This is a genomic window from Oceanirhabdus sp. W0125-5 (assembly GCF_027938815.1).
In the GTDB taxonomy this organism is placed as follows: Bacteria; Bacillota; Clostridia; order Clostridiales; family Clostridiaceae; genus Oceanirhabdus.
Genome location: NZ_CP115913.1, coordinates 5088976 through 5111982, shown reverse-complemented (window position 1 = coordinate 5111982; position 23007 = coordinate 5088976). Strand labels below are relative to the sequence as shown.

Annotated in this window: 20 protein-coding genes and 1 other annotated feature; of the genes, 14 read left to right on the top strand and 6 right to left on the bottom strand. The window is 29.4% G+C overall.

The window, feature by feature from the left end; all coding sequences use genetic code 11:
- Window positions 1–21 precede the first annotated feature (21 nt).
- The 8 genes from arsB to OW730_RS23660 all read left to right on the top strand — a co-directional run bounded on the left by arsB (window position 22) and on the right by OW730_RS23660 (window position 7563).
- Window positions 22–1074: an ACR3 family arsenite efflux transporter gene (gene arsB / locus OW730_RS23695; protein WP_271226522.1), complete on the top strand. Its 1053-nt coding sequence runs from the start codon at window positions 22–24 to the stop codon at window positions 1072–1074.
- Between the two features lie 85 nt (window positions 1075–1159).
- Window positions 1160–1561 carry an arsenate reductase ArsC gene (locus tag OW730_RS23690; protein ID WP_271226521.1) on the top strand — a complete coding sequence of 134 codons (402 nt, stop codon included), beginning with the start codon at window positions 1160–1162 and terminating at the stop codon, window positions 1559–1561.
- 93 nt (window positions 1562–1654) lie between these two features.
- The gene (arsD, locus tag OW730_RS23685; RefSeq protein ID WP_271226520.1) at window positions 1655–1963 is read left to right on the top strand and encodes an arsenite efflux transporter metallochaperone ArsD; all 309 of its coding nucleotides are present in this window, start codon (window positions 1655–1657) and stop codon (window positions 1961–1963) included.
- 1 nt (window position 1964) lies between these two features.
- On the top strand, window positions 1965–3800 hold the full coding sequence (locus OW730_RS23680) for a TRC40/GET3/ArsA family transport-energizing ATPase (RefSeq protein WP_271226519.1): 1836 nt from the start codon (window positions 1965–1967) through the stop codon (window positions 3798–3800).
- Window positions 3801–3861: 61 nt separating this feature from the next.
- Window positions 3862–4566, top strand: a complete 705-nt coding sequence (locus OW730_RS23675; RefSeq protein WP_271226518.1) for a metallophosphoesterase family protein — start codon at window positions 3862–3864, stop codon at window positions 4564–4566.
- A 176-nt stretch (window positions 4567–4742) separates the two neighbouring features.
- On the top strand, window positions 4743–4874 hold the full coding sequence (locus OW730_RS23670) for a hypothetical protein (RefSeq protein WP_271226517.1): 132 nt from the start codon (window positions 4743–4745) through the stop codon (window positions 4872–4874).
- A 37-nt stretch (window positions 4875–4911) separates the two neighbouring features.
- Window positions 4912–6636, top strand: coding sequence for a PhzF family phenazine biosynthesis isomerase (locus OW730_RS23665; protein WP_271226516.1), 1725 nt, complete (start codon window positions 4912–4914; stop codon window positions 6634–6636).
- 120 nt (window positions 6637–6756) lie between these two features.
- On the top strand, window positions 6757–7563 hold the full coding sequence (locus OW730_RS23660; protein ID WP_271226515.1) for an amidohydrolase family protein: 807 nt from the start codon (window positions 6757–6759) through the stop codon (window positions 7561–7563).
- A gap of 200 nt (window positions 7564–7763) precedes the next feature.
- Here the strand turns inward: OW730_RS23660 and OW730_RS23655 are convergent, their stop codons facing one another.
- On the bottom strand, window positions 7764–9011 hold the full coding sequence (locus OW730_RS23655; RefSeq protein WP_271226514.1) for a helix-turn-helix domain-containing protein: 1248 nt from the start codon (window positions 9009–9011) through the stop codon (window positions 7764–7766).
- Window positions 9012–9300: 289 nt separating this feature from the next.
- Here OW730_RS23655 and OW730_RS23650 point away from each other — a divergent pair, with 289 nt between their 5' ends.
- From OW730_RS23650 to OW730_RS23635, 4 genes are all read left to right on the top strand, one after another.
- Complete coding sequence (locus OW730_RS23650) at window positions 9301–10074, top strand: class I SAM-dependent methyltransferase (protein WP_271226513.1); 774 nt, start codon at window positions 9301–9303, stop codon at window positions 10072–10074.
- 281 nt (window positions 10075–10355) lie between these two features.
- On the top strand, window positions 10356–11141 hold the full coding sequence (locus tag OW730_RS23645) for an alpha/beta hydrolase (protein WP_271226512.1): 786 nt from the start codon (window positions 10356–10358) through the stop codon (window positions 11139–11141).
- Window positions 11142–11439: 298 nt separating this feature from the next.
- Window positions 11440–11655 (top strand) — a binding site (T-box leader).
- Window positions 11656–11811: 156 nt separating this feature from the next.
- Window positions 11812–13545, top strand: coding sequence for an arginine--tRNA ligase (argS, locus tag OW730_RS23640; RefSeq protein ID WP_271229621.1), 1734 nt, complete (start codon window positions 11812–11814; stop codon window positions 13543–13545).
- Between the two features lie 77 nt (window positions 13546–13622).
- On the top strand, window positions 13623–14123 hold the full coding sequence (locus OW730_RS23635; RefSeq protein WP_271226511.1) for a GNAT family N-acetyltransferase: 501 nt from the start codon (window positions 13623–13625) through the stop codon (window positions 14121–14123).
- Between the two features lie 115 nt (window positions 14124–14238).
- On the opposite strand, the gene OW730_RS23630 is transcribed toward OW730_RS23635, so the two are convergent.
- From OW730_RS23630 to OW730_RS23615, 4 genes are all read right to left on the bottom strand, one after another.
- A complete protein-coding gene (locus tag OW730_RS23630; RefSeq protein ID WP_271226510.1) occupies window positions 14239–15153 on the bottom strand; it encodes a transposase in 915 nt (304 codons plus the stop codon).
- A gap of 225 nt (window positions 15154–15378) precedes the next feature.
- Window positions 15379–16641, bottom strand: coding sequence for a DUF5050 domain-containing protein (locus OW730_RS23625; RefSeq protein ID WP_271226509.1), 1263 nt, complete (start codon window positions 16639–16641; stop codon window positions 15379–15381).
- Window positions 16642–16829: 188 nt separating this feature from the next.
- Window positions 16830–17597, bottom strand: a complete 768-nt coding sequence (locus tag OW730_RS23620; protein ID WP_271226508.1) for a sugar phosphate isomerase/epimerase family protein — start codon at window positions 17595–17597, stop codon at window positions 16830–16832.
- A 136-nt stretch (window positions 17598–17733) separates the two neighbouring features.
- Window positions 17734–18711, bottom strand: a complete 978-nt coding sequence (locus tag OW730_RS23615; protein WP_271226507.1) for a S66 family peptidase — start codon at window positions 18709–18711, stop codon at window positions 17734–17736.
- A 305-nt stretch (window positions 18712–19016) separates the two neighbouring features.
- Here OW730_RS23615 and OW730_RS23610 point away from each other — a divergent pair, with 305 nt between their 5' ends.
- On the top strand, window positions 19017–20873 hold the full coding sequence (locus OW730_RS23610; protein WP_271226506.1) for an HD domain-containing phosphohydrolase: 1857 nt from the start codon (window positions 19017–19019) through the stop codon (window positions 20871–20873).
- A gap of 117 nt (window positions 20874–20990) precedes the next feature.
- Here the strand turns inward: OW730_RS23610 and OW730_RS23605 are convergent, their stop codons facing one another.
- Window positions 20991–21752, bottom strand: coding sequence for an SPOCS domain-containing protein (locus OW730_RS23605; RefSeq protein ID WP_271226505.1), 762 nt, complete (start codon window positions 21750–21752; stop codon window positions 20991–20993).
- Window positions 21753–22232: 480 nt separating this feature from the next.
- On the opposite strand from OW730_RS23605, the gene rfbF reads away from it, so the two are divergent.
- The gene (rfbF, locus tag OW730_RS23600; protein ID WP_271226504.1) at window positions 22233–23006 is read left to right on the top strand and encodes a glucose-1-phosphate cytidylyltransferase; all 774 of its coding nucleotides are present in this window, start codon (window positions 22233–22235) and stop codon (window positions 23004–23006) included.
- Window position 23007: the final 1 nt, after the last annotated feature.

The following is a 23007-nucleotide window of genomic DNA, read 5'->3' as shown; positions in this document are numbered from 1 at the left end:
TTTTATTGGAGGAGAATGTTTATGTCTATTAAAGAAAAGAAGCAAAAAGCAGGTATAAGTTTTTTTGAAAAATACCTAACTATATGGGTAGCTTTATGTATAGTTGTTGGAGTAGCAATTGGTCATTTTGTACCAGTAATACCTGATACTTTAAGTAAATTTGAATACGCTCAAGTGTCTATTCCCGTAGCAATTCTTATTTGGCTAATGATTTATCCTATGATGCTTAAAATTGATTTTACAAGTATAGTAAATGCCACAAAGAAACCAAAAGGATTAACAATAACATGTGTAACTAACTGGCTTATTAAACCATTTACTATGTATGTTATAGCAGCATTTTTCTTTAAATTTGTGTTTAAAGCAATATTACCAGCAGATATAGCTGCAGAATATTTAGCAGGGGCAGTTCTTTTAGGAGCAGCACCATGTACAGCCATGGTATTTGTTTGGAGTCATCTAACTAAAGGAGATGGAGCATATACACTAGTACAGGTAGCAATAAATGATTTAATTCTATTACTTGCATTCACACCTATAGTTGCATTATTACTAGGGGTATCAGATGTAGCTGTACCTTATGACACATTATTTTTATCTGTAGTATTATTTGTAGTGATTCCATTTGCAGCAGGATTTATATCAAGAACAAGTATTATAAAGAATAAGGGTAAAGATTATTTTGAAAATGTATTTTTAAAGAAGTTTGATAACATAACTATAATGGGATTACTTCTAACATTGGTAATAATATTCTCATTCCAAGGTGATAAGATTATTAATAACCCAATGCATATAGGATTAATTGCAATTCCTCTTATTATTCAAACTTTCTTTATATTCGCAGTAGCTTACTTATGGGCAAAAGTATGGAAGCTTCCTCATAATATAGCAGCGCCAGCATCAATGATAGGAGCGAGTAACTTCTTTGAACTAGCTGTAGCCGTAGCAATATCTTTATTTGGACTTCAATCAGGTGCAACATTAGCTACAGTTGTTGGTGTTTTAGTTGAAGTACCTGTAATGTTAACTCTTGTTAAAATAGCAAATAATACAAGAGGATGGTTTGAATAGAGTGTAAGATAATTACATTAATAAGAAAATAATGAGGTTCTATGATAAAGTATATTATTGATTAAAATTCTGGAGGGATATTATTATGAAGAAAAAAGTAGCATTTGTTTGTGTTCATAATTCATGCAGATCACAGATGGCTGAAGGTTGGGCAAAGGAATTAGGAAAAGAATTTATAGAGGCATATTCAGCAGGTACTGAAAATTATCCAGAGGTAAAACCTAATGCAGTTAAAGTTATGGAAGAAGCTGGCGTTAATATGAGTGAGCATTATCCGAAGCTTTTAACTGATATTCCAGAAGAATTGGATATACTAATAACAATGGGTTGTAATGTAGCATGTCCATTTGTACCATGTGAACATCAAGAAGATTGGGGACTTGAAGACCCTTCAGGAGGGCCAATTGAAGGTTTCCAAAACACTAGAGATATTATTAAAGAAAAGGTTGAGGAATTAATTAAAAGAATAGAAAAAGGGGAACTTTAATATAGGATACTTTTTACTTAGGAGAGATTTTAAAACGGAGAGATTTTAATATTGGAGAGATTTTCTGTATTTTAACAATTAGGAGGAATTTTAATGAAAATAGAATTTTTTGAGCCACCAATGTGTTGTTCAACAGGCGTTTGTGGACCAACAGTTGATTTGACTTTAGTAGCAGTGATGGATGATATAAAGAAGTTAAAGAATAAGTATGAAGGATTAGAAATTGAGAGATACATGATTTCTCAGCAGCCTATGAAATTTAAAGAAAATGATGCTGTATATAAACTTGTTAAGGAACAAGGGAGAGAAGTACTTCCTATAGTTACATTTAATGGTGAAGTAATAAAGACTAATGGTTACCCTACATTTACTGAGATGGAAAAGTACATTGGAGATGAATAAAATGGATACTAGATTTATTTTTTTCTCAGGTAAAGGAGGCGTTGGAAAGACTTCAATGTCTTGTTCTACAGGGGTTTATTTTGCTGAGAAAGGTCAAAAAACTTTAATTGTTACAACTGATCCTGCTGCAAATTTATCAGATGTATTTGAGCAAGAGATAGGGCATAAAATAACTAAGATTAATGGTATTGAAAATTTATTTGCTATGGAGATTGATTCAGAAAAAGCAACTGAAGAGTATAAGGAAAGATCACTAGCTCCAATGAGAGAGTTCTTTGATGATGAAATGATAAAGATTGCTGAGGAACAGCTTAGTGGTCCATGTACTGAAGAGATGGCTTCCTTTGATAAATTCATAGACTTTATGGAAGAAGATGATTTTGATATCATTATTTTTGATACAGCACCAACAGGGCATACTATTAGGCTTTTAGAACTTCCAGTAGATTGGAGCGCTCATATTGAAGAAAGTTCAAAAGGGAGTGGTCAGACATGTATGGGACCAGTGGCACTTATACAGGAAAGTAAACAAAAATATGATGAAGCTATAAGAAAATTAAGAGATACTTCTAAAACTGAATTTACTTTTGTTATGCAGCCTGAACAGACATCTCTTGATGAAACTTTAAGATCATGTAATGAACTGAAGGACTTAGGAATTGAAACTGGTAAAATTATCATAAATGGACTTATTCCTAAGAAGGAAGCTGTAAATCCTTTCTTTAAAGCAAGGTATGAGATGCAGCAGAAATACCTGCAGAAGATATATGATATGTTCAAAGATGTAAAAATAAGTTCAATGGAGCTTTTTCATACTGAACTTAAAGGCATTGAAATCTTTAGAATAATTGGTTCAAAACTTTATGATAAAACAGTTAGGATAGATGAGAGTTTTAATTTTAAAACTGATAATAAACTTTCTGATGATATGATTATAGAGAATCAAAATGTAGATAAATTGATTTATCCACAGAATGGAAAGAGAAAAAACATATTTTTCTCAGGAAAAGGTGGAGTAGGAAAGACTTCTATGGCATGTATTACTGCTATCAGAACAGCAAGTAAGGGATACAAAACATTACTTATGACCACTGATCCTGCAGCTCATATTGGTAATGTGTTAGAAAAAAAGGTATTCCATGATATAACAAAGATTGATGAAGTAGATAATCTTTATGCTGTTAAAATTGATCAAAAGAAGGCTGCTGAAGAATATAAGGAAAGTGTTCTTAAAGGAGCAAGAGAATATTTTGATGAGAGTACGCTACAGGCTATGGAAGAAGAAATGAATTCACCTTGTACTGAAGAAATGGCCGCTTTCCAAAAGTTTATGAAATATGCTGTGATGGAAGAGTTTGATGTAATTGTTTTTGATACAGCACCTACAGGGCATACATTGAGATTATTGGAACTTCCTATGGATTGGAGCAAGCAAATACAATTCAAGGCTGGGGAATCAGCAGAGATTAGTGAGGCTGATAAAACAGAAAGTGAGAAGTTTAATAAGGTAATAGAAATTCTAAAGGATAAAGAAATTACTACATTTGCCTTTGTAATGTATCCTGAAAAGACTCCTATAATCGAGTCCTATAGGGCGTCAAAAGAACTTGAAACTGTAGGAATAAAAACACAATTAGCTATTGCAAATTTAATTATTCCAAAAGAAGAAGTTGTAACGCCTTTCTTTGTAAACAGACGAAACATGCAGAGAAAATATCTTAAGGAAATAAGAGAAAGATTTGTAGATTCTAAAATATTAGGTGTTCAGATGTATGATAAAGAAATTAAAGGCATCAAAATGTTAAAGAATATTGCTGATAAAGTATTTGGAGTATAAAAAATACACAGTGTAAGAGACTAAAGATGAGTACTGGCAGTGACTGGACAGGAGTGTAAATATGATAAAAAAAGTATCATTTATATCAGATATACATGGAAATATAGAAGCTTTGAGAGCTGTTCTTGAAGATATGAAGATAAAAGGAATAGAGTATAATAATGTGTACTGCACGGGTGATGTGGTAGGATATGGACCGAGACCAAATGAAGTTATTGAAGAGTTAAGAAAACATAATATTACTTGTATTTTGGGTAATCATGATAAGGTAGTTGGGTTCTTTGAAGCTACTGAAGAAGAGAGAAATATATTTTCCAATACAGTATTGTGGACAGCTGAAAATATTAAAGAAGAGAATAAGCAATTTTTAAAAAAGCTTAAAAGTGATTTAATAATAAAAGTTGGGAAAAAAGAGTTTCTTCTAACTCATGGAAGTCCAAATTCAATAAGTGAATATATTTTTGAAGATGATATTTTATTGCAAGAAGAAATAGCTTCTAAGTTAAATGAGGATATTTTAGTCTTCGGTCATACTCATGTTCCATATTTCAAGAAAGTTAACGGAAAAGTGTTCATAAATTCAGGGAGTGTAGGTAAACCAAAAGACGGAGATAACAGAGCTTGTTATTGTGTTGTTGAGGTTGATGATAATATAGATGATATAAAAGTTAGATTTGAGCGAGTTCCTTATGATATTGAAAAAGTAGTTAAAGAGATAGAAGAGTCTGATTTATTAGATGAATATGCACAAAAGCTAAGAGGGTAATAAATTTTTTATAGCAAAGCACTTAATAAGAATATATTTTATTAAGTGCTTTTTTTATGTTTATATAATGTTTTTGTTTGAAGATATATCCGTTAAAATGAAGTATTTACAAATATCTACATAGTTGATATGATTTTTATAATAGAAATATTTGTAAGGTATATTAAAGTGTTGAAATGATGAGAAAATTAATGATGATCACAGTGGGAAGTATTTGGAGTCTTGGAACAACAAAGTTGACAAAATATATGACAACAATGTTACTAACAAGGATAGACAAGCTTATTTTAAAATGTGTATGTAAGTAAATCAATATAATTAAAAGCATATGGAAGGGGGAGTTAAGTGATTAATAAGTATGAAGATATAATATACAGGGCAAGACTTTTTTTAAAGCGTGAACTTAATAAGTCAGTTATAGTAGCGCAGGAATCAGGAATTGGAGTACTTGAAAACAATGTATGGGAAGTAACTTATCCTTGGAGAAAATCTAAGGAGTTCACGTATATCCATTGTATGAATGTAGAGCGTAATTCTGTAGAAATTGCAAAAGAAGGAGAGTTTAATTTATCTGAAAAGGATATAATAGAAATTCGAGTTGCTGCTATTCTCCATGACATAGGTAAATTTTATGTTGAAGAAAATCATGCAGATAAAAGTGCAGAGCTAGCAAAGAACTGGTTTCAGGAGAATAAGGATATTTCAGATTTAATAGATTCTCAAAGAGTTATTAAAATGATTGGGAATCATTCAAAGAAAGATGAGATAAGTGATGATGTTTGTGAGAGTATATTAAAAGATGGGGATGTACTCGATGAAACTGGTGCAACATCAATTTTTATGACTTCAAAATGGGTTAATGAGAATAGTCCATTCTTTTTCTATGATTTAAGCAGAAAATTGACCAGTAGGGAATTGAAATTTTTAGATAAAGCACTGAATAGACTTATAACCCCGGAAGGAAAAAGACTAATGAAAAAGAAAATTGAGTTTATGAATAAATATATTAAAGAGTTGAAATACGAGATAAAGGATGAGAATACTAAGGAGGCGTTATTTATTTTGAAAAGTAATAGTGGGAAAATTTATAGAATTGCTTCGTTTACAGATAAAATAGGAGGAGGAAATCCTGCTGGAGTTGTTATATGTCATAGCGAAATGTTAGAGGCGGAGATGCTTTCAGTGGCTAAAGAAGTTGGGTATTCTGAAACAGCATTTATATCTAAATCACAGGTTGCAGATTTCAAAGTGAGATTCTTTACTCCAGCAGATGAAGTGGACCTATGTGGTCATGCAACTGTAGCTGCATTCCATGTATTATACGAAAACCATATAATTGATGAAGGGGTATACACTCAAGAGACTAAAGCTGGAGTTTTAGAGGTACATATTGAAAAGGGTGGAAGAATTTTTATGGACCAAGCATCGCCTAAATTTTATGAGCTAATAGATTCACAAGAAATATGTGATTCTTTAAATATTCCATCAGACTTTTTAAATGAAAAAATGCCTATACAGGTGGTTTCAACTGGAATAAGGGATATATTTGTACCTGTGAAAAGTATTGAATGTTTAAATGGTATTAAACCAGATTTTGATAAAGTATCAGAGATAAGTAAGAAGTATAATGTGACTGGCTATCATGTATTCACTCTTGAAACACTAGATGGTGCAGCTGCTCATTGTAGGAATTTTGCACCTCTTTATGATATACCCGAAGAGGCTGCTACAGGAACATCAAATGGAGCTTTAAGTTGTTATCTATATAAGTATGCTAATGAGCATTTAAGTAAGTTTGAAGTTAAGCGTATTGATAAATGTGGATACGAAGGACAAAGTGAAGTACAAAGTGAAGTACAAAGTGAAGTACAAAGTGAAGTACAAAGTGAAGTACAAAGTGAAGTACAAAGTGAAGTACAAAGTGAAGAGGGGTTGGACAAGCAATATAATATGAAGTTTGAACAAGGATACAGCATGGATTCACCATCAGAAATTTATTCTAAGTTAATTATAAATGATGGAAAAATTGAAAGAGTTAAGGTTGGGGGAGTCGCTGTAGTAATAGAATAAGGTAATTTATAAAGTGATGACAAATTAGGGGACGGTTCATAAATTATGAGAGTGCTTGGATGGGACAAACAATAGAAAAGTTTTTATGAACCGTCCCCAATATGTATAGGGGGATTAAGTATGGAGATTATAGATGCACATATACATTCACTACCATGTGGAATAATGTGTGGGGGTAGTGTTGATGTAACTTATGATAAAGTAATTGAAGGTATGGAGGAACAGAGGATCAAAAGAGGCATCTTTGTTCCAATAAATGATATTTCATGGCAGCCTGTTGATGAGATGAATGATTACATGGTTGAAGTTATAAATAAAAACAAAAATATAGTTGGATTTATAGACATTGATATATCAAAGATGCATTTTTATAATGGAATAATTAATCTTGAAAATAATATTAAAAAATTAGTCAAACTAGGATTAAAGGGAATTAAAGTTCATCCTCAAAATTTAGGAGTGAATGGAGATGATTGGAGGCTTATGCCAATATATAGATTGGCAGGAGAGTTGAATATTCCAGTTATGATTCATTGCCATCCAGGATCATGTCCAGGAACTATAGATAATTCAAATCCTAAATATTTAGAAAAGATGGTTAGAGTATTTCATAAGACAAAGTTTATAATATCACATTTTGGTGGCGTGCTGTATTTTGATTACATGCCATGGTTAAATCATGAAAATGTGTATTTTGAATGCTCAGGCATACTTGAAGCATTAAAAAAACATTATTCCTTGGATAAGATTAGAGCGATCTTTGAAGAGATAGGTTATGAGAAGCTATTCTTTGGATCGGATTTTCCAGTTGTTGACTTAAATGCTCAAATAGAAATATTTAAAGAACTAGTACCACTTAAATTTCATGAAGATGTATTTTCTAAGAACATATTGAAGTTTGGTGAGGAGTTTGGATGGTGGAAGTAAGGTATTATTAGTTTTAAATAGTAATAAAAAAATTAGGGGACGGTTCATAAATTTTCATTAGGAATTTGGACAAGCAGACTGGCGTACAAGTTGCTGAAAAGTATTTATGAACCGTCCCCAATAGTTATAATAAAGATTGCTTGTCTAAGCGATAAAATTAGATTTCAATTATTTATGAACCGTCCCTGACTTATCCTAAGTTATTTCTTTTCAAGTAGTTTTCGATAAAGTTTATTTGCATCTTTATATTTTCTTTTCATCTCAAAATACTCAATAAGCTTTTTATTTATTATGTCACAAATATTTGAATAGTTGATGCTTTCATAATAAGGAAGTATATTTTTTATAGTTTCTTTATAAAAGATATCTTCATCAAAATGAAATATACTAAGATAATTAAAGTAAAGTAAATTATAATAAAGTGAGTTCTTTTTCTCTTTTATGAGAAATCTATCAAAAATATCTTTACACTCTTCAATTCTATTTAGTTTATTTAAACATTCAGTACTATTTACTGCAGCCAATACCGAAAAGTCCCCAACAAGTGCTAATTCAGCCCAATGAAGGCTTTCTTTATAGTCCTGTAAATACATGTACATATTTGAGAGATGGACATAAGCTTGTGTTAACACAGAATCAATCTTAAAGTGTTTTGCAGCTGTATAGGTTGCTTTAAGATGGCTTAGGGCCTCATCATACATCTGCAGATCTGTGTAGCAAATACCTAAGTAAATGTTGCAGTACATAGCACATACATATTGACCAAGATGTTGATAAGTTTCTAAGGCTTTATTCATTGAGATTATTCCTCGTAAGGATTGTTTATCATAGCAATAACAGAAACCAAGGTTATAGTTTACCCAAGGGGTATCTTTGATTATTTTAGCTTTTTCAAGTCTAGTTAACCCCTCTTCATGAGAAACATATTTATAGGTTAATCTTCCAGTTAATAATAGATACAGATATCTTAAATCATCATTTAAAGCTGAATAAATATTATCTATATAGGAAATATCTTTTTTTAGGTCAGCATAATTTTTGTTATCAATATGGATATCATATGCCAGCTTGTATATTTTAAACTCAATATTATATGGAGATATCTTAATCAAATCTTCATATTTTAGTATGTTATCGAATATATTTTTAGCGCTAGTTGTATTACGAAATTCTAATTCTGTAATAAAGTTTATAAGTTCTTTACGTATTGAACCAATATTTTCGATGACAGGAATTCTATCGATATTCATTCTATGTAATAGTAGCTCAATAATCTCACTATTAAGTTTCTTTTTACCGTTTTCAAAATAGCTAAGGTGACTTGGAGAGCATACACCATGACATAAAGCATCCTGACTATAGCCATTATCAAGTCTATTATATTTTATCCAAGCTGATAGAAAGTCGTATTCAAATTTTTCACCAAATATTGAAACACATCCTTGCAAAATTAACACCTCTTAATTATATTTTTAGTATTTTTATAATCTTAATATATGTTAAATGGTATCATCTTGACTAATATGAGTCAAATGGTGATATAGATATTTAAATAAGTACAAATTGAAATGAAAATGGAATGGTATTTACAGAAAAGATAGGGGGTTCGTAAAAGGGGGGAAGAAAGTGTAGAGAATAGGTATAAAACAAGTTGAATCAATAAATACCTTTTATTATCGACTATTATATAATATTATAATAATAGGAAATATTAAACATTAAGTGGGGGGACAATAAATGTCAGAATACAAAGGATTCTTTGCAGAGTTTTATGATATTTTACATGAAGGACAAAATGAATACATAGCTTATACTAAACTAGCAGAGAAGTATGGAAAGCGTATATTAGAATTAGGAAGTGGAACAGGTAGAATAACTATACCATTAGCAAAAGAAGGTATGGAAGTAACTGGTTTAGAATATAATGAGGACATGCTGTTCATGTGTAAGGAAAAGCTAGAAAAGGAAGAGAAGCTAGTTAAAGAGAATGTGAAATTGTTTGCAGGAGATGCAAAAAACTTTAAAATAGATGATAAGTTTAACATGATAATTGCTCCATGTAATTTTATAAATCATTTCTTTTCTTTTGAAGAATTAGAGCAAGTTGTAGAGTGTGTTAAAGCTCATTTAACAGAAGATGGTGTTTTTATAATAGACAATTCATTACCTTCTGTTGAATGTATGATGGATGAAAATGGGCTTGAGATGAAATCACAATTCATGAATAAGAGAACTGGATATAAGATACTTAATAGTTTCACTCCAAGATATAATTTTGTTGATGGAATTGAAGAAGATATAATAAAGATTCAGGAAGTAGATGGGGATGGAAATATCGTTAGAATGGCTGAAAGTAATGAAAAATTAGCATTCTACTTTCCAAGAGAGATTAGATATTTATTACATAATACAGGTATGGAGATAGTTGAGGAACGTGGGAACCTAATGCGAGGAGGCACAATTGGGAAAAATAGTGGTGAGATGGTTTTTATAGCTAGAAAGAATAAATAGGATTGTATGGACAGGGGGACGGTTCATAAGATTTTATGAAATAATTTAAGTCTAGACATGGACAAGTTCGGGACGGTTCATAAATTCAGAGATAGCTTGGAATGGACAAATTATCTCTAAATTTTTATGAACCGTCCCCAATTGTTCTAATATTTAAGATACTATTTTTGAGGGGAAAGGAATGGGAGAGAAATATATAATTGGTATAAAGAAGAAAATGGCATATAATATTAACTAATGATGGATAAAATGAATAGTAGATAACCTTAAAAGGAGGAACTATGAAAAACTATAGAGTATATGGAAATAAGCCTTATAATATAATACTTCTACATGGCGGACCGGGTGCTCCAGGTTCATTGAGTAGTTTAGGAAAGTTACTATCAGATAAATTTGGTCTCATTGAACATCTACAAGAGAGTGATTCAATTGAAGGGCAGATAGAAGAACTTAAAAATATTTATGATACACATGAAAAAGAGCCATTTACCATAATAGGACATTCATGGGGAGCGTGGTTAGGGTATATATTTGCAGCAAAATATCCGGAATGTGTGAAAAAATTAATTCTTGTGGGAGCTGGGCCCTTTGAAAGTAAGTATATAAATGAGATGAATGACACAAGAGAAAATAGATTTACTGATGAAGACAGACATATAATTTCTAAGCAATGGGAAGTAATGAAGAGTGATGCTTCTATAGAAAAGAAAAAAATGGCTTTCGGTATTATGGGTACAGTTATGAGTAAAATTGATAGCTATGAAGTTTTAGGAGATGTAAAAGAAGAAATTACAGATTACAAACCTAAAGCATTCTTTAAGTTAATGGAAGAGGCTAACGTACTGAGAAAATGTGGAGAACTTTTGAGTATGGGTAAGAATATTAAATGTAAGGTTATTGCGATACATGGGGACTATGATCCTCATCCGTATAAAGGAGTAGATGAAACACTTAGTAATGTTGTGGATGATTTTAAAATGATTCTTATCGAGAAATGTGGACACTATCCATGGAAAGAAGTTAATGGAAGAGAAAAATTTTTAAAAATCATGTGTGATTTATTATAGAGATTCTATAGTTAAATTTAATTTATACATATCTCTAAGAATATCGAGGATTGTTCGATTTTTTGATCTGTATAAATTAATTAAGCAACTTAAAAAATAGTATCTATTTATTATTAGATGCTATTTCAATATAAAGAAATAGCATCTAATAATTAAATAGAAAAGTAAGAAAATTTAGTGAATTTATATTGACATTGGAATATTATATATGATAGAATCTCATTTAATATACATTCTTTGGAATAATGAGTGTGAATAGTATATGTTTTTAAGCTTAAAATATTAACTATCAAATATTTCAATATCAGTGAAAAGGATAGTAACTTATATAATGGAATTTATAGAGAGCTGAGGATGGTGGAAGCTTGGCATGACCGTATAAGTGAAGTAGAACCTTGGAGATGCGCCTGAAATGAGTAGGGAGAGCCGGAAAGCTACCGTTATAGCTTGAGTGAAGTGGCAATATATGCTTTTAATTTGAGTGGTACCGCGGGATATAACTCTCGTCTCTTAGTTGAGATGAGAGTTTTTTTATTTTTAATTTTGAATATAAAGTCAGTAAGTTCATGAACATAGATAAGAATTATAGAAGTTATTTTTTAATATTTAGAAATCAAGATAGAAAGATTACATTTTGAATATGAATGATTAAAGGGAGGATAATATGATGATTAATTATAAAAGTAAAATTGCAGAAGTTATATGCCAAATAGATAATTCTTTAGAGATAAATTTTATTGAAGAGATAATAGAGGTTCCACCAAATAGTGAGATGGGAGATTACTCATTACCATGTTTCAAATTAGCAAAGCATATGAAGAAACCACCTGTTCTAATAGCTAAGGAGATTAAAGAGAGTTTGGAAGAAAAGGAAGTTTCAGATTTGTTTTCTGATATTAAAAGCCAAGGACCATATTTAAACTTTTTTAAAAACTATGAAAATAACAGTAAAATAGTCATTAGTAATATTCTAAAAAGTGGAGACAAGTATGGAGCAGATACGATTGGTGAAGGAAACACAGTATGTGTTGAATTTTCATCAGTTAATATAGCAAAGCCATTTCATGTGGGACATGTTAAAGGAACTGTTATAGGAAATGTATTAGCAAACATACATGAGTTTTTAGGATATAAGGTTGAGCGAATAAATCATTTGGGGGATTATGGAACACAATATGGAAATCAGCTATGTGCTTATAAAAAATGGGGAAATAAAGAGCGTGTTGAGAAGAATCCTATACGTGAATTAGTTGAATTATATGTTAAGTTTCACAATGAAGCAGAAAAAGATCTGGCATTATTTGATGAAGGTCGTGCATGGTTTAAAAAGATTGAAGAGGGGAATGAAGAGGCGTTAAACTTATGGAATTGGACTAAAGATGTTAGTATGATAGAGTTCAAGCGAATTTATGATATGCTAGGCATCGAATATGATTCCTATGCAGGAGAAAGCTTTTATACCGACAAGATGCCAGCTATAGTTGAAAAGTTGGAGAAGGAAGGTTTATTAGTAGAATCGCAAGGGGCTAAAGTTGTAGAACTTGACCAATACGATTTGACATCAGCTATAATAAAGAAAAGTGATGGAACAACAATATATATGACTCGTGATTTAGCAGCTGCGAAATATCGTAAAGATACTTATGATTTTTATAAGAGTATATATATAGTAGCATATCAACAGGATTTACATTTTAAGCAGTTATTTAAAATACTTGAATTGATGGGCTATGAATGGGCTAAGGATTGTATACATGTTGGTCATGGAATGATAAATTTAGGTGAGGGTACTTTATCAACTCGTAAAGGCTGTTCAGTATGGCTAGAGGATGTATTGAATAAAGCTGTTGATAAGGCACTTGAAATTATTGAAGAGAAAAATCCTACATTAAATAATAAAGAAGAAGCCGCAAAGAAGATTGGAGTAGGAGCAATAGTATATGAGCAGATTGCTAATAAAATCATAAAAGATCATACTTTTAAATGGGAAGAGGCATTATCATTTACAGGAGAAACAGCTCCATATATTCAATATGCATATGTACGTGGGAATAAGGTGTTGAACAAAATTGGAGAATTAGATTTATTAAGTACAGAAGGTACATTTATACATGAGAAGATAGATTATTCAGTACTTAGTGATAATGAAAGTAAGAAATTAATTTCAATTCTAGAAGGGTTCCAGCAGGTAGTAAAGGAGAGTTGCATAGATAATGAACCATCTTATCTTGCTCGTTACACAGTAAAATTAGCACAAGCATTTAATAAATTCTATAACGCTAATCGTGTTATAAATGAAGAAGAAACTATAAAAATCACTCGAGGGATAGTGATTAAAGCTACACTTCAAGTAATAAGTAATGCATGCTCTCTTATGGGAATTGAACTTCTTGATGAGATGTAGATGGTTTGGGAAGTTAGGGACGGTTCATAAGAAATTTATTGAGTACAAAGTTGACAAGCATAAAAGGAGAATTAAATATGGGATTTGAGGGTGTTAAACAACCAATGATTATTGATATTAATCAAAAGTTAAGATTAAAGAATAGTTCTGAGGTAGATTGGAAACTAGCAGAAGAATGGTATAAAAATGAAAAGATACTCTATTATTCAGAAGGAATAAAGGATGGTAGAGTGTATAATTTAGATACAATAAATAAAATGTATACTTATTTAAGTAATATAGGGGAGATGTACTTTATTGAGTATTTTGAGAATGGTAAGTGGATTCCAATTGGGGATGCTACTTTATCAGATCAAAATATGCCGATAATTATTGGGGATGAAGCTTATTGGGGAATGAGAATAGGTAAATTAGTAATTGGAAGGTTACTTAAAAGAGCTAGAGAAATAGGAATTAAAAAAATAACAATACCTGCAATTTATAAGTATAATGCACGGTCTAGAAATTTATTTACTTCATTTGGCTTTCGGAAGATTAGTGAGAATGAGGGGGAGGAAACATTCGAATTGGAATTATAAAATTTTAGGGACGGTTCATAAGAAAAACTGAAAACTATGTTTTCTTGAATTCTTATGAACCGTCCCTAGTTTAATGTTTAAAGGCTTGTACAACAAGAAACTAAAAATATGTTCTTTAATAGGAACATATTTCTTTTATTTCATCAATAATATTTGTATATTCAGAGTTATTAATATATTTCAGTCCATGTGTAGAAAGGTAAGAAGCCGTAGGCTGTGAGATATTTCCTAAAAACTCGCATATTTCTCTCAAATTATATCCGCAATACTTTCGTAATAACATAACTAAAATTGCTCTTAGTTTATTACCTTCAGAATTATTCTTTGTAAATAAGTATTTAGCATCAATATTTGTATGTTTACAAATAATTTCTACAATAATATCCGGTGTTATATTTCGGTTGTATACAATACGTTCACTTCTATATTCAGCTTTATTGTCTTCGATTAAAATATATTCTAATTCATAGTTGATCCGCTCATCCAACTGAATTTTTTTAGCATAAATTTTTCTGGCAATGTTAATATTACCACCAAAAAGTCTCATAACATAGTCAACATTTATCAAATTATGGGTATTCTCACGGAGTCCTAAGAATATTCCCAAGCTAGAGTAAGGATATTTTTCAATGCATTTTTTCCACTTTGGTAGGTCTTTTGAATTCCTATGAATATATAAAGAAGCTTCATATAAATGACTCTGTTCATTAATTAAAATACTCTTAAATCTACCAGCAAATAAACCACCTTTTCTACCATGTTTTCTATTATAATACTGGACATAAGAAATATTTATACTCTTCATAATTGAGGAGATATCAGCACCTCTAGTATCAAGAAGTATATGAACATGAGTATCCATTAGAGTAAGAGAATATATCTCAAATCCGTATTGTTCCTTATAACGATGAAGCGTTTCAATGTAACGTTCTTTATCCTCTGAATTTCTAAAGAGCTTAGTATCACTTATAGAATTACAAATTATATGATAAATACCATTAGCAACTTTTTTTCTAGCTGTACGTGGCATATTACTCATCTCCTCAAATTTTATATCATAGAAATTAAAACTAAAAATTCAATATTTTTAAATTATATTTGTAAGTATACCAACATTTGTTCGAAATATTCAGTGTATACAATTTTTTTGTTTTTGAGGAGAATGCAAATAATAAGAAACATGAAAATATCAAAGGGACGGTTCATAAAAAGTTGAAAATATGATTTTCAACTTTTTATGAACCGTCCCCAGTAATTAAATTTCTTTCTCAGTATTGGTAGTATTTTCAGTATAATAGATTTTATTATTTTTTTTATTTAAACCATAAACAATAGTATCAACCAATAAGTGATTATCTTCTCCATTGGTTTTTACCTTATATAAATAAGAATCAATTTTATCAATATAGTAAATCCAATCATTTTCAATAATAAACTCACAAGGAGATACTTTTTCTATATATGATTTTTCACCAGTTTGTATATTTATTTTTGCTAAACTTTCTTTAGAATAGTCTATATAATAGAAGTATTTATTATCTCTATGAATATTATTTTGATTATTTAAATGATCATATTTCTCACTAGTACATTTTGGATAAATATCATTTATCCACTCATATCCATCACGAGCAAACTCAGCATGAGTTTCATTCATTTTATCATCACTAAGATTAAAGTATTTATAATCTATGCCTTCACCCCAGCTAATATCATCCCAAAGAACATCAATTTGATAGTATTCTCCATTGACTTTTACTATATTCCAAGCATGACCAGTTGCTAGAAGAGAGAAGGCCTCTAATTCTGATACCTTACATAAGAGATTAAAAGCAGCAGAATATCCAGAACATACTGCACTCTTTTCTACAAGGGTACCATAACAAGAACCTGATATTATTATTCTTTGCATATTTTCAAAACCATTATTATCATAACTAGCATTTTGTATTATATAATCATGAATAGCTAATTCCTTTTCAAGCTCACTCATAGATGGATTTATAGTGCTTAAAAATTTGTTAACTTCAGTATTAAGCTTTTCTTTCATAGTAAGTATTTTATCTTTATCAAATCCATAATGATATATTACTTTCTTACTTTTAAAATCTATTTCAAAATACTCCAAATAAAAAATTTCAACGTTATAATTTAGTTTTGTTTTCAATAATGAGTTTTGAAATTTATTTAAATCAATATTATAACTTGATAAATCTGTTTCGTCTTTTAAATTATAAATATCATTCAATGCTTGCTCTATAGCACTTTCAGGATTTTCATTAGGCTTGTACAAATCAACAGCATCATAATTAGAGAGATTTTTAGAATCATCAGATACATTTTCATCACTAGTAGTATTGGTATTTTTTTTATTACCTGTATTATTGGAATTATGAGAGCTTTGTTTTTGTTGTATTGGTTTATTTTCAATTTCGTCACTATTAATATTATTGGCAACACATCCGACTAAGCTAGTAACACAGATGCTTATTAAAAGAAAATTCTTCAATTTTTTCATATTGTACTCCTTTGTCTATTAGTTTCATTAATAATATATCAGGGGTACATAAAAAGTTGGTTACAGAGATATTACAATTCTTATGAACCGTCCCCAAGAAAGTCCTCAATAAATTTCGTAATAAAGTGCAAAAAAGACAGTTAAGAAACTACTGTCTTTTTATATTCATAATCATGATATTTAAGTATCTAATCACAAGCTCTTATTTTTTTAACTTCACTTTCTATATCATCAACCGCATATTCTAAAGAAATTATTGGATTAATATCATTTTTTTTTAATATGTTTGAGACTTCTTTTATGAATTCCTTATGTGGAGATAAATGTGCATCATAATTTCCTTTATTGTAGTGAAAGTGTATATATTTTAAGTGATTCTTTAATCCATTAATCCAATAATCAATTCCTTTTGATGAATTACATAAAACATGACCTGTATCTAGCAATACCTTGATTTTAGGAGAATTGATTTTTTCAATAAGGAGTAGAAGGTCTTTGAAATCATTATCATAAAAGTTTTCTATTAGTATTGTTAAATCGGTATCTTCAATTTCAGGCAAAATCTCTTTCCAGAAGGTTAGCTGTTTATCTAATAATAGTCGTTTTACAGCTGGATCTTTTAATATAGGATTTATTTGACTGTGAAATATTATATACTTTGCATTTAGCATCTTAGCCATTTTTATACCATGATAATATCTGTCTTTAGTTACTTCTAAAATCTTTTTATCAGTGGTAGCTGGATTGAGGTCAAGCGCAGGTCCATGCATTGAAATAATGCCTTTAAAATCTTTAAGTTTCAGTTTATATTCGTCTATTCTATCTTCCCAACCTTCATCATATAGAGTCGAAAAGAAAAAATCTTGAATTTCAATGCCTACACCTAATTTATCATTTAACTCAGGAGTGAATTTTTCAGGTAAGTTAACACATTGAAGCAATTTGAAATTTTTCATATTTCCTCCCTTATTTTTTTAGTTTAATTCATTTTAAAATTAGCAATAATATTTTGGGGACGGTTCATAAGAAATTTATTAATTAAGCATCCCCAATATTTTTATGAACCGTCCCCATACGCAAATTTATTGAAATCTAATGTTCAGTAATAACTATTGTAACAGTATTATCCGTAGCTCCTATTTTAGCTTCACCACCTAATGGGAATGTTATTTGAGGTGTTGTATGACCAAAATTCACGTCAGCTATTACTGGTATATTGTTTAATTCTTTTTTTGTTTTAATTATTTTATATAATTTTTCCTTTGTCATTTTCATATTAACTTGGAACTTACCTAGGATTATTCCTTTTACTTTATTAAAATTAGGTTGATGAATTAATGATTGTAAATCCCTATCAAAGGTCTCAGGAGAACTAAGACTATCATCTTCAATAAATAAAATTGTATTTTCTAAATCAGGCATAAATTTTGTACCGTGTAATAGGTTGAAAGTACATAAGTTACCGCCAATTATTTTTCCTTCAGCAGCCCCTTCATTAATTACATAGAATCCTTTGTTATCATAGAATACTCTATTTTCCTGGTCTAAATACCATTGATCATCACTCCATTGAGAACTTGGGTTTATCTCAATCTCACCTTCTGCTATTAAACATTTTTTAAAATATTCTTTTGAATATTCTATACCTTTTTTCATTCCAAAACTTGAAAAATGAGGTCCAGAGTATGTAATCAAACCTGTCATTTTATATATAGCATTACTTAAAGCTGTTATATCTGAGTAACCACATAGGATTTTGGGATTATTTTTTATAATCTCGTAATCAATATAATCTAATAGTTGATTACAGTTATATCCACCTATAACTGTCAGTATTGCTTTAACATTTTTATCTAAAAAAGCTTCATGTAAATCATTAATTCGTGATTCGACTGATGAGGAAGAAAATTCATCTATTTCTTCGCAATTTTTAGAGAAAGTTACTTTGAATCCCATATTCTCTAAAGTTTTAATAGCTACTTCTTTTGATTCTTCATTCATTATACTTAAACTTGTGGATGGTGCGATAACTCTAATTTCATCACCAATTTTTAATTTGTTTGGTATCATTTTAACTCTCCTTATATAGTTTATCTTATGTATCTTTTATAACATCCTCTTAATTATTGTTTTCAATTATATAATAATTAATAAGAAACAACAATAATATTTTTTAGGGGACGGTTCATAAAAATTTTTATAACTACACTTCAATAAAATTCTTATGAACCGTCCCCACTAGAAGTCCCCACTAAAAGTCCCCACTAAAAGTTCCCGCTAAAAGTCACAACTTAAACAATTATTATAAAAAATATAATCATGTAAAATATTAAAGGTTATATTTTTATGAAATAATTGTGATTTTATAGAATTATATGTCACAAAATGATATAATTGCAATGATTATAGGGATAGGTGGTTTAAATATGAGAAATATGGAAAGAGTTAAATGTTCAGTTCGAAGGTCATTGCTTTTTTTGATTTTTATTGGGATTATAGCAATTACTACATTTTTTAGTTTGATACAGATTAGAGCTGTAAAGGAAAAAGCGAAAGTTGAGGAAGAAAATTTTAAAGCTTATATAAAAAATACAGCTAAATCATATATTTTTGGTATAGATTTAATTCTTAATATGATAGAAAATCAAACTCATAAAAAAGCAGTTGAGATTGAGAAGTTAGTATTAAAGAATTATAATGAAAAAAGAAATTGGGATTTTTCATTAGAAGAATTTTTAGATGGTACAGAATATATTGATATTAACATAATTAATAATAACAATATTATTTCTCATGGTACTAATAAAGGAAATATAAATCTTAACTTCAATAGATGGAGTGTAATGAGTGATGGGCTGGAAAAAATCAGAATCTATGGAGTAAGTGATATTGATGGAAGAGGGTCTTCTGCAATTACTGGAGAGCCTATGAATTATATATTTCAAGCTACTCAAGATAAAAAATACATTATTGAAGTGGGTGTTGCTTTAAGGAGATATGCAGAAAAATCACATCAAACGATTACAATGAATAATATTTTAGAAGAATTGATGAATAATGATTATGTAGAGCATATAGATTATTATGATAATTATGGAACTAAATATAATTTTTTTGAAGATAAAATTACTGGGTCATTAAGTATATCAGAAGAAGATAGACCTTATTTCGAAAGAGCTAGAGATGAAAATAAAACTATTTCACATGAGAAGAAAATAAAAGGAAAGAAATATACTGAGGAATATATACCATACGAGAGTATTACTGAAAAAGGAAAAACTTCAGGAGTTATTAAAGTTACATATGATTTTAGTAGTAAGTATAAACTTATGATAGAGTTTCTTATGATAATTTTTAGTGCATTATGTTGTATTATTATATTTACTTATGCTATTGGGAGAAAAGTCACTGACCTTATGTCACCTATTGATAACTTATTAGCTGGAATGAAAAAAGTTTCTATGGGTAAATATGATACTCAGATAGAGATTTATACAAATAATGAATTTGAAATACTCGGTCATAATTTCAATAGAATGGTTAAAGAAATTGATACAAATAAAAGAGCGATTATAGAACAAAGAGATGAAATTCATTCTCTTTATGAAGAACAAATAGCAATTTCAGAAGAATTAGAACAAGCTCTTGCCTCAAATAAAAAGACATATTTTGAAACAATACAAGCTTTAGCTAAAGCAATAGATGCTAAAGATCATTATACTCAGGGACATTGCCACAGAGTTATGGAATATTCAGTTGCAATTGCTAGGAAAATGGGATTTTTAGAGTGCCAGTTAGATGATTTAAGATGTGGGGCTATTCTTCATGATATAGGTAAAATTGGCATTCCTGAAAGTATATTAAATAAAAATGGAAAACTAACTGATGAAGAATTTAAGATAATTAAAAGTCATACATCAATTGGATATGATATTGTAAAGGATATTGATTTTTTAGCAAGCTCAAAAAATATTGTTTATGAGCATCATGAAAAGTTTGATGGTACAGGTTATCCTGAAGGACTGAAAGGTGAAGAAATAAGTATTTTTTCTAGAATAGTTTGTGTAGCCGATAGTTATGATGCTATGACAAGTAATAGAGCATATAGAAAATCTATGAAAGTTGAACAAGCTATAGAGGAATTAGAAAAATGGAAAGGGATTCAATTTGATCCACAAGTAGTTGATGTATTTGTTGAAATAATTAAAAACAATAATTTATTATCATCATAGGATAGAAATAGATTAAAGTGTACTAAAATTAATTTGGAATATAGAATGGAAAAAATAATTAAAGAGGTCAAGAAGTTAATGATATTAACTTCTTGACCTCTTTAATGTTAATTTTAATTAATAAAAAATATCTTCATAGAAATCTTTTTCATAGAAATCTTCTTCATATGAAAAAACATCATAAACATCATTAGGAATGTTAGTAGTATTAGTAGAAATGGTATCTAATTCAATATTATATTCAGAGTTATATTCAAATTTAGAATCCATATTAGAACCTAAATTAGAACCTAAATTAGAACCAATATTAGAACCTAAATTAGAACCAATATTAGAACCTAAATTAGAACCAATATTAGAGCCTAAATTAGAACCAATATTAGAATCTAAAAATGAACTTAAATCAGTTTGATTATTTAGTTCTATATAATTATCTTTCTGTTTAAATGATGGATATATAACTAAGAAAGTAGAAATATAAAATGAATTACATTTTGTTTCTTGAATAAATGCATCTTCAATAAATATTTTGATATCGTCTATTTCTTTATGGGCATTATCTAGTAAAACAAAATTACAGAAAGGTATATCAAATTGTGCAGAGTAAGTTGAATCATAAAAATCATATGATTCATATCGAATTTTAATATGAATAAGTCCATAAATAATTAATTTTTTTCCTATAGGAGAGCAAATAATATCATGTTGTTTTATCGAAGTATCAATATAACATTCACGAATGGTATCTATCTCTGGTTTTCTATAAGGAATAGTTAGTTTCAAAGTTTCACATATTTGTTTATATGGGTAACCATGGGCGCAGTTAGGCAAATCACATTGAGGAGTTATTCCCTTTATATCAACATAATCCTCGTTCATTTATCTTTCCTCCTAATTAATGTACATTATATTGATATTTTATGATTTAAAGATTCTTTATGTTACTTATTGAAAATTCAAGCTAGATTTATATAAGTAAAAACTAAGTGATTTCATAGTTCGACTACAAATTATTTGAATTTAATACAAAATATTTGAATTTTATTTAAATTATTACTTTGATTAATGTACAGTTTTATAAATGATTCATATAATAAATAAAGGAGAAAATTAATACCTTATAATGGTTATGTTCAAAAATGGAATTATATCTAGTTAATAAAGGCTTACTTATCACTAGAAAAATTTTAATTATTTTTTTAGTCATAAGTAAATAAAAAACTAATGTTATATAGAGAGATTTCAAGCAAAAACTAGATTTATACTAGGTTTAAGTTGTACTGAGATTTTGAGAATGTATAAATCAAGTTTCACTATAGAATCTCTATAACAGTATAAATCAAAAGGTGGAGAAAATTAATGAAGGTAGTTATACTTTGTGGTGGAAAGGGCACTCGGATGAAAGAAGAAACAGAGTATAGACCCAAACCACTAGTTGATATTGCTGGAAAACCAATCATATGGCATATAATGAAAATTTATTCCTATTATGGAATAAATGATTTTATTTTATGTCTTGGATATAAGGGAGAAATGATTAAGCAATATTTTAATGAGATGAGTTGGAGAAATAATGATTATACTATTCATATAAAAAATGGGATGTCCTATAAAAGATATCACACTAATGAAAATATTAATTGGAATATTACTATGGTTGATACAGGACTTGAAACTTTAACTGCAGGAAGATTAAAGAAGATAAAAAAATATTTGGATGAAGATGAATTTTTAATGACTTATGGAGATGGATTAAGTGATATTAATATTACTGAAGCTATAAAGTATCATAGGCAGAAGGGGAAAATAGCGACAATTACAGGAGTACGTCCAAAGTCTTCCTTTGGAATTATAGAAGTTGAGAATGGTATAGCCAAGTCATTTACTGAAAAACCCAAACTCGATGGAATAATTAATGGTGGATTTATGGTATTAAATAAAAAAATATTTGATTATATTCCAGAGCAAGACTGTATGTTTGTACAAGAACCCTTAAGAAACATTGCTAAGGATGGGGAACTTGCAGTGTACAAACATGGTGGTTTTTGGATAGCTATTGATACTTTTAAAGATATTCAAGTAGTAAATGAATTATGGAATTCAGGAAAAAAAACATGGAAGATTTGGGAGTAAG

What these genes read in the sequence shown, in the direction of transcription:
- OW730_RS23650 (WP_271226513.1), top strand. Translation starts at nt 9,301, where the DNA reads ATGTCAGAATACAAAGGATTCTTTGCAGAGTTTTATGATATTTTACAT.
- OW730_RS23680 (WP_271226519.1), top strand. Translation starts at nt 1,965, where the DNA reads ATGGATACTAGATTTATTTTTTTCTCAGGTAAAGGAGGCGTTGGAAAG.
- OW730_RS23615 (WP_271226507.1), bottom strand. Translation starts at nt 18,711, where the DNA reads ATGATACCAAACAAATTAAAAATTGGTGATGAAATTAGAGTTATCGCA.
- OW730_RS23660 (WP_271226515.1), top strand. Translation starts at nt 6,757, where the DNA reads ATGGAGATTATAGATGCACATATACATTCACTACCATGTGGAATAATG.
- OW730_RS23690 (WP_271226521.1), top strand. Translation starts at nt 1,160, where the DNA reads ATGAAGAAAAAAGTAGCATTTGTTTGTGTTCATAATTCATGCAGATCA.
- OW730_RS23620 (WP_271226508.1), bottom strand. Translation starts at nt 17,597, where the DNA reads ATGAAAAATTTCAAATTGCTTCAATGTGTTAACTTACCTGAAAAATTC.
- OW730_RS23675 (WP_271226518.1), top strand. Translation starts at nt 3,862, where the DNA reads ATGATAAAAAAAGTATCATTTATATCAGATATACATGGAAATATAGAA.
- OW730_RS23610 (WP_271226506.1), top strand. Translation starts at nt 19,017, where the DNA reads ATGTCACAAAATGATATAATTGCAATGATTATAGGGATAGGTGGTTTA.
- arsB (WP_271226522.1), top strand. Translation starts at nt 22, where the DNA reads ATGTCTATTAAAGAAAAGAAGCAAAAAGCAGGTATAAGTTTTTTTGAA.
- OW730_RS23605 (WP_271226505.1), bottom strand. Translation starts at nt 21,752, where the DNA reads ATGAACGAGGATTATGTTGATATAAAGGGAATAACTCCTCAATGTGAT.
- OW730_RS23625 (WP_271226509.1), bottom strand. Translation starts at nt 16,641, where the DNA reads ATGAAAAAATTGAAGAATTTTCTTTTAATAAGCATCTGTGTTACTAGC.
- OW730_RS23645 (WP_271226512.1), top strand. Translation starts at nt 10,356, where the DNA reads ATGAAAAACTATAGAGTATATGGAAATAAGCCTTATAATATAATACTT.
- OW730_RS23635 (WP_271226511.1), top strand. Translation starts at nt 13,623, where the DNA reads ATGGGATTTGAGGGTGTTAAACAACCAATGATTATTGATATTAATCAA.
- OW730_RS23630 (WP_271226510.1), bottom strand. Translation starts at nt 15,153, where the DNA reads ATGCCACGTACAGCTAGAAAAAAAGTTGCTAATGGTATTTATCATATA.
- arsD (WP_271226520.1), top strand. Translation starts at nt 1,655, where the DNA reads ATGAAAATAGAATTTTTTGAGCCACCAATGTGTTGTTCAACAGGCGTT.
- rfbF (WP_271226504.1), top strand. Translation starts at nt 22,233, where the DNA reads ATGAAGGTAGTTATACTTTGTGGTGGAAAGGGCACTCGGATGAAAGAA.
- OW730_RS23670 (WP_271226517.1), top strand. Translation starts at nt 4,743, where the DNA reads ATGATGAGAAAATTAATGATGATCACAGTGGGAAGTATTTGGAGTCTT.